The 12434-nt window shown below is 43.2% G+C and carries 15 protein-coding genes, 1 rRNA gene and 1 pseudogene; 7 read left to right on the forward strand and 10 right to left on the reverse strand.

Annotated features, from left to right (window positions below; genetic code table 11):
• Window positions 1-308 (forward strand): transposase (locus A3844_RS18520; RefSeq protein ID WP_143192110.1); only part of this gene is annotated, 308 nt, incomplete at its 5' end.
• 474 nt (window positions 309-782) lie between these two features.
• Here the strand turns inward: A3844_RS18520 and A3844_RS18525 are convergent.
• From A3844_RS18525 to A3844_RS18540, 4 genes are all read right to left on the reverse strand, one after another.
• Window positions 783-1703 carry a sensor histidine kinase gene (locus tag A3844_RS18525; protein WP_074088245.1) on the reverse strand — a complete coding sequence of 307 codons (921 nt, stop codon included), beginning with the start codon at window positions 1701-1703 and terminating at the stop codon, window positions 783-785.
• A complete protein-coding gene (locus A3844_RS18530) occupies window positions 1693-2415 on the reverse strand; it encodes a response regulator transcription factor (protein ID WP_074108167.1) in 723 nt (240 codons plus the stop codon). The genes A3844_RS18525 and A3844_RS18530 overlap by 11 nt, the downstream gene beginning before the upstream one ends.
• Window positions 2416-2695: 280 nt before the next feature.
• Window positions 2696-3100, reverse strand: coding sequence for a VOC family protein (locus A3844_RS18535; protein WP_074108168.1), 405 nt, complete (start codon window positions 3098-3100; stop codon window positions 2696-2698).
• Between the two features lie 219 nt (window positions 3101-3319).
• Window positions 3320-3949 (reverse strand): TetR/AcrR family transcriptional regulator, encoded by a 630-nt coding sequence (locus tag A3844_RS18540; RefSeq protein WP_074108169.1) that lies wholly within the window; start codon window positions 3947-3949, stop codon window positions 3320-3322.
• A 114-nt stretch (window positions 3950-4063) separates the two neighbouring features.
• On the opposite strand from A3844_RS18540, the gene rrf reads away from it, so the two are divergent.
• Together rrf and A3844_RS18550 are read left to right on the forward strand one after the other, a co-directional pair.
• Window positions 4064-4180 (forward strand): 5S ribosomal RNA (gene rrf / locus A3844_RS18545).
• An 85-nt stretch (window positions 4181-4265) separates the two neighbouring features.
• On the forward strand, window positions 4266-4682 hold the full coding sequence (locus tag A3844_RS18550) for a 4-oxalocrotonate tautomerase (RefSeq protein WP_074108170.1): 417 nt from the start codon (window positions 4266-4268) through the stop codon (window positions 4680-4682).
• Between the two features lie 60 nt (window positions 4683-4742).
• Here A3844_RS18550 and A3844_RS18555 read toward each other — a convergent pair whose 3' ends face one another.
• The 3 genes from A3844_RS18555 to A3844_RS18565 all read right to left on the reverse strand — a co-directional run bounded on the left by A3844_RS18555 (window position 4743) and on the right by A3844_RS18565 (window position 6842).
• Window positions 4743-5084 (reverse strand): darcynin family protein, encoded by a 342-nt coding sequence (locus A3844_RS18555; RefSeq protein ID WP_074108171.1) that lies wholly within the window; start codon window positions 5082-5084, stop codon window positions 4743-4745.
• A gap of 72 nt (window positions 5085-5156) precedes the next feature.
• Complete coding sequence (locus A3844_RS18560) at window positions 5157-5738, reverse strand: Crp/Fnr family transcriptional regulator (RefSeq protein ID WP_074108172.1); 582 nt, start codon at window positions 5736-5738, stop codon at window positions 5157-5159.
• 159 nt (window positions 5739-5897) lie between these two features.
• Entirely contained in the window at window positions 5898-6842 is a 945-nt protein-coding gene (locus A3844_RS18565; protein ID WP_074108173.1) for an MBL fold metallo-hydrolase, read from the reverse strand.
• A 171-nt stretch (window positions 6843-7013) separates the two neighbouring features.
• On the opposite strand from A3844_RS18565, the gene A3844_RS18570 reads away from it, so the two are divergent.
• Window positions 7014-7424 (forward strand): MerR family transcriptional regulator, encoded by a 411-nt coding sequence (locus A3844_RS18570; RefSeq protein WP_074108174.1) that lies wholly within the window; start codon window positions 7014-7016, stop codon window positions 7422-7424.
• A 276-nt stretch (window positions 7425-7700) separates the two neighbouring features.
• Here A3844_RS18570 and A3844_RS18575 read toward each other — a convergent pair whose 3' ends face one another.
• Window positions 7701-8036, reverse strand: a complete 336-nt coding sequence (locus A3844_RS18575; RefSeq protein ID WP_074108175.1) for a helix-turn-helix domain-containing protein — start codon at window positions 8034-8036, stop codon at window positions 7701-7703.
• Window positions 8037-8454: 418 nt separating this feature from the next.
• Between A3844_RS18575 and A3844_RS33480 the strand changes: the two are divergent.
• Window positions 8455-8574: pseudogene (locus tag A3844_RS33480) on the forward strand (DUF6044 family protein); the annotation flags it as partial.
• Window positions 8575-8834: 260 nt separating this feature from the next.
• Here A3844_RS33480 and A3844_RS18585 read toward each other — a convergent pair.
• The gene (locus tag A3844_RS18585) at window positions 8835-9074 is read right to left on the reverse strand and encodes a hypothetical protein (protein WP_074108177.1); all 240 of its coding nucleotides are present in this window, start codon (window positions 9072-9074) and stop codon (window positions 8835-8837) included.
• A 63-nt stretch (window positions 9075-9137) separates the two neighbouring features.
• Window positions 9138-10280: a stalk domain-containing protein gene (locus A3844_RS18590; RefSeq protein ID WP_143192111.1), complete on the reverse strand. Its 1143-nt coding sequence runs from the start codon at window positions 10278-10280 to the stop codon at window positions 9138-9140.
• A 241-nt stretch (window positions 10281-10521) separates the two neighbouring features.
• Here A3844_RS18590 and A3844_RS18595 point away from each other — a divergent pair, with 241 nt between their 5' ends.
• Window positions 10522-11997 (forward strand): FTR1 family iron permease, encoded by a 1476-nt coding sequence (locus A3844_RS18595; RefSeq protein WP_074108179.1) that lies wholly within the window; start codon window positions 10522-10524, stop codon window positions 11995-11997.
• A 23-nt stretch (window positions 11998-12020) separates the two neighbouring features.
• Window positions 12021-12401: a hypothetical protein gene (locus A3844_RS18600; protein WP_074108180.1), complete on the forward strand. Its 381-nt coding sequence runs from the start codon at window positions 12021-12023 to the stop codon at window positions 12399-12401.
• Window positions 12402-12434 lie beyond the last annotated feature (33 nt).

Genomic DNA, 12434 nt, shown 5'->3' on the forward strand with positions numbered 1-12434 from the left:
TCAAAGAGAACAGTTCGGGAAAGAAAAAAGGCAAGTCCAGTATTACCAAGCGTGGACGTGCAAGGCTAAGGGCCCTGTTGTTCCGGGCGGTCATGCCCATGGTGGCAAAGAACACGGAGTTCAAGGCACTGCACCAGTACTTTACGAAGCGAAGTCAGAATCCACTGAAGAAAAAACAATCCCTTGTGGCTTTATGCGGAAAGCTCATACGAGTCCTGCACACGCTCGGGACCAAGCACATTCCATACGATGCAAACGACGTTTTAGGGCCGGTACGTCAGGCCCAGATCCAGATGGCACTTAAGTAAAACCGAAATCACGTTTCTCACCGGAAGGAAAGAACCAAGACAAAGGAAGCACGGAGCAGCCGCAGGAATCATTTCCATAAGGGCAACGACCCTGTAAAGGAGCAAGAAACGGCGTCCACCTCCTGAGAGGCCGAACGAAGGAATGTAAGGGCAAAGACCCCGCGTGACATGGGAGGGTAAGCCGTCAGGAGACAGGTGTGGATATCCAACGTGCGATCACAGAACGTATCCTTGGGTTGGGGATGAATCCCCCGCTCTCTATTCCCGCCACCGGCTTCACCAGAAAATAATGTCATCCTTACATGACTTCTCCAGCTCTCAATCTGTCTATGGCTGAAAATCTTAGAACGAGTGAGTAAACAAGAGTATTTATTAATTTATAGTGGGAGTAAATTCTATACGCCACTGATATAATTCTGATTTTTTTCTGATAGTCATACAAAAAGGAGGAAATGCTCTTGGCATTCCCTCCTCTTATCTTGCTAATGGCAATTGCAGCTTAAACACCGTTTGTGAAGATGGCAGGCTACTTACATTAATGTTACCACCCATCTTCTTCATAAGTTCGTAAGCAATCGCAAGACCAAGCCCACCATGTTCTGTTCTAGCCGCATCACCTTGATACAATCGATCAAAAATGAACTCCATATCTTGTGCAGCTATACCGTTTCCATGATCGATGACTTCTACAAAAACATGCTTATTCTCTACATAGACGTGGATTCCTAAATAACAACCTGATTTCCCATGAATAAGTACATTCCGAATTAAGTTTTGGATCACACGAATAAAAGCGGATGGATCTACCCTAACAGGGTATTCCTCATGAGGAATTTGCGTTTCCACATCGAAATGGCTTTTTTCAAGCAGGGGGACGAAATCGATAACAACACCGCGAACCAGTTCACAAATATCTAGTTTTTTCTCTTTCAGTTGAATTTCATTGGCATCAAGCCGCACGAGCTCAAACAACTGGTCAACGCGGCGTTTTAAGTCGTATGATTTTTGCAGCGCTGTTTGCAGATAGAGCTCCCGCTCATTACCATGAACCAGTTTCCCAGTAACGGCTTCCAAATAACCAATAACAGAAGCCAAAGGAGTGCGAACATCATGTGAAAGGTTTGCCAGCAATTGTTTTCTCGCCTGTTGTTCCCGGTTCACTAGAATACGTTCCTTTTGATAGGATTCCATGAGTTGATTAATTTGCAAGGATAAGTTCGCCGTTTCTTTTCCGGGCATGGTAAATAAATGTAATTTATTATTGCCCTCCAATACTTTTTCCAGTATAGATTCCATTTCTTTAATACGTTTACGAGTTTGCCATTGGCGAACTATTAATCCCACTGAAACAAGCAATACAACAATGAAAAAGATAAGTAATAAATTATTCGTCATAAGCTGCCTCGTAGTGGAAGCGGTATCCCACGCCCCAAACCGTTTGAATATACTGAGGATTGTCCGAATTGTCCTCCACTTTTTTGCGTGTACGACGGATTAGCGCCATGATATTGTTATCGTCATACACATATTCCTCGTTCCAAACGTTCTGATAAATTTGTCTTTTACTGAATACTTGCTCAGGATGGCTGGCCAAAAAGTTCAGCAGTTCGAACTCTTTTGCAGTTAATAATATTTCCGTTTCATTCTTAGAAACAAGATGTCTTTCACGATCTATTGTTAACTTCCCAAAAGTAAGAACGTGGTTACTTTCCTTATCGTCTACTCGACCCCCGAATACTGTAAACCTTCGAATCAAACTGTTCACACGGGCATTCAATTCAGAAAGACTGAATGGCTTGGTAAGATAATCGTCTGCACCTGCTTTCAGACCTAATACCTTGTCCATTTCTTGATCTTTCGCTGATAGCATAAGAACCGGCATATTACAGGTTCTGCGCAGTTCAGCTAGAACCTCTAAGCCGCCTACTTCCGGTAACATCACATCTAACACAACCAGTTCATAGTGATTATTTCTCACCATGTTTATTCCTGCGAGCCCGGAATGAGCCACGTCTACGGAATAACCCTCACTTTCAAGGCATTTTTTCAATACCGTACATAATTCTATATCATCATCAACGATGATTACTCTTTTCACAATGTTCATTGTGCACCTCAATTTTAGTAATTCATTTAGCTGTAATACAAAGATATTTAATTGCCTCGCCGATCCAGGTTTCCCGCCTCTGATTATTGCCATTAATCATAAAATAAGTGCTACACATACGCTACAGCAAAACGCACAAGCCAGTGGCTTGTGCGTTTTGCTTTTTACGACTTCATGGGCCCTATAGGGCTTTGCCTCATAATAATTCTTAAACAACTGGACTAAATTAGCTTCAAGCGATTCTGCTATCTTATATAAATTCAACAAAGAAACATTCTTCTCACATTCTACCTCTAAACCGTTTAATCGCATCCTCGGTTACGGGCTCGAAGAGGTTAATAAGGTTGCCGTCGGGATCGCGGAACAGCATAGAACGGTTCCCCCACGGCATCGTGGTCGGTTCCTTGACCCAATTATCGACAAATGGCTTCAAGCGTACATATTCGGCCTCGACATCGTCGACACGGAACTCAATAATGACAGAACGATTATTAGCCCCCACTACGGAACCGGCGCCGAATAACTGCGCCGTTTGGGAGTGGCCGATGGCAAGGGTGCATGATGGCACAACGAGTTCGGCAAATACAGGCGCGGGTCGCTCCGCCGAAACCCCCATAACGTGCTCATAGAACTCGACGAGACGATCCACGTCGTCCGTAATGATGCGTACAGAAGCGAAGTTCACCAGATATCATCCTTCCTAATTATTAATTATCTATCTCTCTTACATTTACATGTCCAATTATAAAAAAACGCTACTGACAACGTTATGTCAGTAGCGTTTTAGAATTTTCAGGGCTTCCTCACGAATCGAATGGTTCGGGTTCCAACACTATGGCGGATCTTATCGGGATTTTCAACTGAATCCTGAAACGCTTGTCTAACCTCCGTAATAGCTACCACTTCAGACCATGAACGAGCGGATGTGCGCGATCATGGCGTCCAATCCCGCTTCGAGCGGGCTCGTCTCCCTGCGGACCTGTGTAAGAAGAAGTCCGCCCTGAAGGGCGGCCAGCAGCGCAAGCGCGAGGCTGTCCGGATCACCGTCGGCTCTCATCTCACCGCGCTCATGCATTGCGCGAAGTCCTCGTCTAATGGAGTGCTCCCACTGCACAAATGCGGACGCGAGTTCGGTACGAGCCGCCGGTTCCGTATCGGCCAGCTCGCTGACAAGCGAGCCGATGGCACACCCCCCCTGACATTTCCGTTCAATCTGAACTTGTACGATCGCATCCCGCCAAGTTTGCAGCGCCTCCATACTGTCCAGATGGCTCAGTAAGGGCTCCTGGGCATTCAGTACACACTCCGTCTGATACACAATGACCGCCAGAACGAGCTCTCGCTTTTCCTTGAAATAATGATATAGCTGAGAGGCGCTTACCTTCGCCTCCCGTTGAACGTCTTCCACACTTGTACCCGCAACACCCCGCTCAAACATCAGTTTGGCCGCAGCGGCTACAATACGTGAGCGGGTCTCTTTTCCCTTTTTTGTCAGCCGATGCTCTTGCTTTTTGATTTCAATTAAGTTTTCCATACTTGTAGTATACCAAAAATGGAGTTGACAATCCAGAATCGCAACGTTATGATGAGTTCGTAAATAGTGGAGTGAACACTCCAAAATTAAGCAGCGAGATTTTCTAACGATCCGTTTGGTGGCAACAGCGGAGGGGTCACACGCGTACCCATCCCGAACACGACCGTTAAGCCCTCCATCGCCAATGGTACTTGGACCGCAAGGTCCTGGGAGATTAGGACGTTGCCATGCGGGTCCTCTAGGACTGCTCTTTGTTCCTTGAAAACCGAATTGCGAAACAGTTCCGATAATATAATCCAAAAGGAGATGTATGTGCATGCCTCTAACTCTTACTCTTACAGAAGGTGTTTTACCCCAAGGTACCGAGAATCTAGCGTTCTCACGTCTAAGTGACCTGATGTTAGAATGGCACGGGCTTAGCGGCAACAAGATCATGACACCAAACATTGTCGGCTCCATTCACATCATTTCGCAAGAGCACACATTCTCTGGCTCGAAAGAAGCGCCTGTCGCTTTTATTGAATGGAAAACCCCAGCGACAGCATTTAATACCCGAGAAATTCAACAGGGGTATTTCATGGAAGCGACCGACATCATTCATGAAATGTCAGGTGGAAATTTACCAAAAGAGCAAATCTGGATCAACGTTATTCATGCAGTCGATGGAGCCTGGGGCATTGGTGGTCAAGCATTGACTAACGAACAATTAGGCGGAGCGCTTTCGCAAGGCTAGGGAATCATTTCCTTAAGGACTTTCCCATTAAGTAGTTTTGGTACGTTTCGCATTCGGTTTTTAGGGGCCCATATTCAGTACTTCTTCCTCATACGATTGAAATGCGTTTTCTATTCCCATCACAACATCTTTGATTTTCATATACCCTTTGGTGTACGGGAGCGAGTCTCTGATTTCTTCCCACATATAGTGGTACTGCTTTAAGTCCACCGTTTCGCACAGGACAAAATCCGTATAATCTTTTCCAGGCAGCGCTTCTGCGTCAAAGAATCGCACTTTGACGTGCTGACCGTATTTTTGCATAATCTCCTGCAATGAATCGGCATATGTTCTCCGTTCCTCCCGAGGCAATGCAAGCCAGGAAGGATAAAACTCCAACAGCACAACCATCATGTACCGCATTTCTTTACCACCTTTATTTGCTTATTTTTGTTTTATTTTAGCGACAAAGCGCTGGCTTCGCATTAACATAGGTTAATCTTTTTCCGAATGAAGGATCCGGCTCAGAGAAACAGGGGTAATTCCCAAATAGGACGCAATGTGATACTGAGGAATCCGATGGCCCAATCCAGGGTACTTGACCAAAAATACGTCATATCTTTCCTTCGCGGTCAGGTAAAGCAATTCCCGCTCTCTTTCTTCCTTTCGTATATATAATCTTTCAACACTCTTATACACAAAACGTTCCCATGCACGGCTTTTATCCATTAACTCCTTCAGAATATCATAAGATATTTCGATAACTGCAGAGTCTTCCATAGCCTCGATTGTAAAGAAAGAAGGCGTCCCCATGACCATGGCACCATAAGAAGTAGCAAAATCATTTTCCACCGTAAAGGCAACATTATATTCCCTGCCGTCTTGAAGCGTATAATACAGGCGAAATAAGCCCATTGTGCAAAAATAAGCATGCTTCACCAATTGTCCCGCCTGAATTAGGGTGACTCCTTTAGGGATTCGTTTTGTTCGTGTACGTTCTACAAACAGGTTCCAGTCCTCATCGGATAGCTGCGCTGCTTGAGGAAGATCTCTTATCGCACTGTAGTCAATATCCATCAGGAATAACACCCCCTAGTTTTTTTGTCGCAAGTGACAACATCTATTGAGCGAAATCGAAAGGCACACGATGGGTGCCCTCTTCACGTAAATTATAAGGTATACTTCATACTTATCCTCGTTTCTATATTTATTTTGCAAACAGTGCTGCTTGTTGTCTCATCTGTTGTTTTGAACAAGCATACTGTTAAAGAGCCAGCGAAAGTTCCATCTGAAATACTGGGGCAGATGCCAATCCTCATAGCCTTTTAATACCCCTTGTTCCAGCCAGTAAGACTCTGATTTCCCGCTTTTTACAGCTCCAGAAACATAAGTGATCGTATTCTCCAAAAAGCGTATGACATCCGTGATTCGATCTGAATTAGATACCTCTCCGTGTCCAGGAATGACAGTATCGACCTTGAGGTCTTTTTGAATGCGTTTAAGGATACGTATCCAAGCGTATGGATTACCGTATGGTATGACCGGAATGGTCTTAGTCGATATTAAATCACCCGCGATCAAAGTTTGCTCTTCTGGAACGTACACAACAGCATCACTTAAGGAATGACCGCCTCCGTAAGATAAAACTTCGATGGTTCGCTTTGTTCCTTGAATAACGAGTTTATCCTCAAAAGTTATCGTGGGTATCACCCTGCAAAGGGAAGGGATGGCATCATAAAGGGCACGCTGTACGGAAAGATCATAGCCGATTTCAGTCAGCATGTGGGGATCTTTTTGCGTTGAACGTACCTGATTTAGGCTAGTTATTATCTTTTGAATGTTTTGCTGCATGAGATCAATATTCACTTCACCCATATCAGACAGCAAATCTCTTGTCCAAACGGTAGAAATAAATTCGCTTTTCATAAATTGCTGATTGCCGTTGACATGATCTCCATGAAAATGTGTATTCACAACATATTTAACCGGCTTGTTTGTTAATTGTTCAGCAGTATGCCGTAACAAAGCACCAGAATGCGGCAGGTTGGTTGTATCCACTACAACGGTTAAATCCCCAAGATCAATAATTGCTGCATTCCCCAGAGAACCGCTGCCTGGAACCGAAATAACCCCCCATATACCTTCCGATGCTTGTTGAATCGTGAAATATTCGTTGTTCATTGTTGCACCCCTTTAACAATTAGTAGAGTTAACTTACAAGTTAGAGTCAACTGGAAGTCAAGAGATTCTTCAGGGTGAGGTTAGGGGGAATTGTAAACATTCGCTTTGAGTAGACTGAAAGCTGTATAATATTTTTCAATATCAGCATTAAAAAGGAGGGGCAGAAATCGGATGCTTACAATCAGTCAAGTGTCAGAAAAAACGGGATTAACTCCTTATACGATACGTTATTATGAAAAAATCGGGGTACTACATGAACCCAAGCGTAGTAATGGAGGGGCACGTGTCTACAAAGAAAGCGAGGTTTCCTACATTCAATGTCTAAATAAACTAAAAAAATTGGGTTTATCGCTTGAGGAGATTACGGAATTTACTCGTGAGGGCTGTGTAATGGATAAAATTCAACAAGGGGAAAATCCTTCTAATTATAATCCCACCTTAAAAAAGCGGATTGAAATCCTTGAGAAGCATCTGATGGAACTGGAATCCAGGCGACAAGAAATTGAATACATGATTTCTCTCGCCGAAGAGAAACTTACCCTATACCAAGAACTTACGAAAGAAGACATAGTAAATACCTAGATAAATTCTATCGCAGAAAAAAATGTAAGCCGTGCATTTCCTGCACGAATAAGTCAGCATGTCGATCATAGTTTAATTCTCGCATGCTATAACAGGCTTATATACGTTTCAAGCCAAAAAACTTACCCCTATTTATGATGCGGTTTCGAGAGGACGCCACCGTGATGTAAGACAGCAAGGCAGATGAGAGCCATGCGTGAACATAGTAGATTGGAAAAGTCGAAGTCTTAGCACTAGCAAAACGCACAAGCCAATGGCTTGTGCGTTTGCCTTGCTTCATAATAATTCTTTTAGCACATTTTTAGCCACACGTATCTTCTCATCATTGGAATCACGAAGCATACTTACGATATCCTGAATATCGCTCTCTGCTGAGGTAATCAAGAAATCCTCATTCTGATACGCAAACAGCTGAACTAAATTAACATCAAGTGATTCTGCTATCTTATGTAAATTCAATAAAGAAACATTCTTCTCACCACGTTCAATCTGCCCTATGTATGAAAAATGAAATCCGCCCTTTTCCCCAAGCGCTTCTTGCGATAAGCCCCGCTCTTTCCGCAGAGCCCGAATCCGGGTTCCTACGAGCTTCAATATTTCTTTATCCATCACGTTATTCACCTCTCCATGTCAAAAGTGTAGACAAGTTTCCTAAAGGTAAACACCAATGAATGAATATCATTATATATTTTAATATTTATAAGTATTATAATAGTGTAATACTTTTCCAAACTCGGTGTGGGAGGTCTTCACTATGGGAAGAAGCATGCAAGAAAAAATCAAGGACTATACAGAGCTTGCTCAATATCACATGAAGTTAGCTCATATCATGAAAAATCACAAGCAATATAAAACTGCGTTCTTTCTATGTCATTCAGCACTCATCTCCATGATTCGTGCTTTATGCATCTATGAGCATAGGACAGAGTTTGGTACAGAGATATCATTAATTGATCTTACGCTGCTTGCACATACGGATTACAACCCTGGGCTTGAGATTGTAGTGTTTTTGGGTGAGTTGAATTATATCGGCCGATATATTTTTTCGTCTGTGCCAATTTTGAATGCCGATGAAGATGGACTCCTATTATTGAACACCTTCGACAACCCTGAATCCGCTTGGAAAATATACCTGTACCAAGCAAAATGATAAATTGAAGGAGAATTGCCGTTTGTTCTGAAGTCTAAGTCCCTGGGCCTTAGAGGCCCTCTGAAGCGGGCAAGATAACGGGACCGGTTAGAAGGGTGTCGCCATTATCTTCAAGCGTGATGGTCAGATCTTCGAACCAGTCCGTCTAACCGGGTCCCAGATGGCCTTTGATCCTGATTTGATACATTACGGATTCGCTTGGATTTATTGACGGATCGATACCTGCCTTGATAGGCTTTCAGATCTCCTCAGATATCTTGCTAATGATTCAATTTCAATGAACCTATGATCTCATTTAATTCCTTCTGTGCATCCTCTAAAATCTCTTCATTTGCAGAAGCCGTAATCTCGTAGAAAGATCCATCCACGTCAAAGATAATCACCGTGCATACAAAGTTTTTCCAGCCTTCTTCTTCCGTCTTGTGGAAAACTAACCTTTTAGCAGGATACCCTTGGAACGTCTCCTCTGTTTCTTCCAATAGGGAGGTTTCGGGGTCCATTAGTAACTGCGTCTTGGTATCCTTATAAAATTGATCCAGATTCGTGTCGGGGGTCCGTTCTTGTTAAGAAACCTCGCTTACGACCAATGCGCTCCAACTAAAAGTTTCAATCGCCAGCTTGGCAAATTTGGGAAGGTCTTCAATAGCGGTCCAGCCGCCATAGGCGGTGACTTCTACGGTGCCATCTGAGGAAGCAAACCGCTGCTTGCTTCTGATAATAGCTAATTTTCGACTGGCGTCCCATTCAACTTTAGCATCTAAGGACTGGGCCACGAACCGCAATGGCACGAAGGTACTACCTGACACGTTTATCGGTGCTACAGCAAGCGATATCTGCTTTCCGTTAACATCGGCACTTTGCTGACCCAGTTTCATCTTTATCGTAATACCTTCTTTTTCTCCAATTATGGTTTGGGTACCTTCGATCCATGAAAGCTTTAAGCCGAGTTTTTCGAATATGGCTCGAAATGGAACCATCACGCTTCCGTCTATTATTAACGGTGAGATATCGAAAGCAACCGGCTCCCCATCGAGAGAAACTTGAATCTCCTCTGGCTTAGTCCCATCGTTATCTTCCAAATCTACAATGACGCCATTGTTCTCTAGTTTTTTGACAACCTGCTTCGCCAGCTCATTCAGCGAGTTGTTTACCAAAGATACTTCTCTTAAATTCGGTATCGTTTCAAGCACTTCAATATCCTGGATGAGGTTATCATCCAGATAAAGATACTCTAATGTAGGATGATTTTTTAACGGCGTCAAATCTTGGATTTTATTTCCGCTCAGCATGAGCCATTTTAACTTCAATTTCTGAATGGGACTTAGATCTACCACCTGATTGTTACTGGCAAGAAGATCGGTCAGCTTATGTAAATTTTTCAACGGCAATAGACTTTTTATCTTGTTATCGTCAACAACCAGATTTTCCAGAGAAGTTAACCCGGAAAGCGGTGAAAGGTCTGTAATCTGATTCCTGTCAACAGCTAAAAATGTCAGTTTATTCAACTTGGCGAGCGGTGTAATATTCTTTATCTTTTGGCCGGGCAGAAATAAGCTCTGCATGTTAACGGCATATTCAAGTCCTTGCAAACCGCTGATTTTACCCTTTTCATCCATAGGATACAAAGATATCAATTTCTGCAAATCACTCGTCTTCACCTCTTTATTAGCCGGCAGCTTTAATTCCACTCGAATGGCTTTCGCCACCTTTTAAGCAACCCGAATGGGTGATTCTTACTTTTATCGGATTTTTCTCCCAAACTGTTCACCTTTAACGCTGATACGGTTTCTACGAGCGATTTTTAAAAGACACCTAATTCCGGGACCCAAATTGTGCGATAGACGATTACTTATTGACTTGAGAATCATTATCAGTTAAAATTACGATTGCATATTGATAATGATTTTCATTATTGACACAAACATTTGCAGCTAAGGTGGATGACACATGCGTAATCGGTTTTGGATGGCAGGGATTGCAGCCCTGGTTTTGCTCCTATTTATACTTCCTTCTGGGGCTTTTGCTTCGAGCGCCGGTGTTGAAAATATGACGAAGCTCAAAGTCTACATTGAGCAAGCTCTAGAAAAAGCTCCTACAGATCTGGTATCTTCCAAAAATGTGTATGATCAATATCATGATCAATGGCTTAATGTTGAAGATACCATTAAATCAAATTCAATGGATGCTTATCGGGATATCGAAACCCAAATGGGTCAAGTCGAATATGCCTATATTACTAATAAGGTTCAAGATGTCCAGAATGGTCTTCAAGGCTTGAAGAAAGTAGCCGAAGACTTTATTGCCGGCAAATATGGAACATCGAACGATTCGAAACAGCAAAATTTATCGCTTTCCGATTTCATTGGTCTATTGCAGCACACGAAAGAAAGTATACTTACTCAGGATCAACAAAAATCGCTTCAAGCGATTTCCAATGCGCGTGAAGCTTGGTTGAGCGTGGAGGGTGTCGTCGTGGCGCAATCTGCGTCACTTTATAGCAACTCTGAACGAGATTTGGTCGTTATCCAAGCGATGATCAAAGATCAAAAGTTAAATGAGGCGGAAAAGACAGTAAGTAATATGATTGCCTATCTGACGCCTCTTAGTCAAAAATCCGCTTATTCGTACTGGGATGCGGCCATGATTCCAATTCGGGAAGGATTAGAAGCTCTTTTGGTCGTCGGCGCGCTTCTTGCTTTCGTGAGTAAATCGAAATCCGGAAAAGGGAAGACGTGGATCTTATCCGGTGTCGGAGCCGGCCTACTACTAAGCGTTATTTTGGCCGTCATTATTCAGGTCGTTTTCTCATCCGGCGCTTTTGGCCAAAATAACTTCCTCATTTCTGGTTGGACGGGAGTTTTCGCTGCCGCAATGCTTCTCTACATGAGTTACTGGCTGCACAGCAACTCCAACATTCAGCAGTGGAATAAATACATCAAAACCAAAACTGAAAATGCCATGAGTTCCGGACGGATGATCTCGTTAGGGCTCCTATCTTTCTTGGCGGTTTTTCGCGAAGGAACCGAGACGGTACTGTTCCTCATTGGTATGATCAATCAGATCAGCATTCAGCAACTGCTTCTAGGGATGCTAATTGGATTCGGATTTTTAGCAGTCCTGGCGTTTTTAATGCTCTATGTTGGTGTCAAATTGCCGATCCGTCCCTTTTTTATCGTCTCAAGCTTGATCGTATTTTACTTGTGCATCAAATTTATGGGTTTGGGGATCCACAGCTTGCAGCTTGCGGGGATGTTGCCTGTCTCCAATTCGTCTACGCTGCCGAGCATTGATTTTCTTGCTTTTTACCCTTCTTGGCAAAGCGCTGCGCCTCAATTGATTGTCACCTTGATCGCCATCGTATTCTTAATCATTAACCGAATTCGCAAAAACAAAGCCAAACCCGAATCGTACACCTTAAATTAAACTTACAACTGGAGGACTTACCAATGACACGATTTCCAACATTACTTACTGCTTCGTTCCTTGCTCTTACTCTAATTCTCTCCGGATGCGGATCCAAAGCAACGGAAGATCCGGCTAAAAAAGGCGCGAATGATTTGATCAGTGTTACGAACGATATAAAAAAGGAAATCGATGCAGGAAACGATACGAAAGTAAAAGAACTTGGTCCAAAGCTGGAGGAAACTTGGGCTACTTTCGAGGATAGCGTAAAAACTAATTACGCGGACGACTACGAGAAAATCGAAGAAAGCTTGAATCCGGAAGTTGCCGCAACGAAAGCAAGCCAGATCGATTCTAAAATCGTAAGCCAACTAAACGACAACCTGAATAAAACGCTGACTGAATTGGTACAAAAAATGAAGTAATCCAAACGCAGTTTAGTAAAAGCCCACCAAGCC

This window comes from Paenibacillus helianthi (assembly GCF_001909055.1).
In the GTDB taxonomy this organism is placed as follows: Bacteria; Bacillota; Bacilli; order Paenibacillales; family Paenibacillaceae; genus Paenibacillus_AQ; species Paenibacillus_AQ helianthi.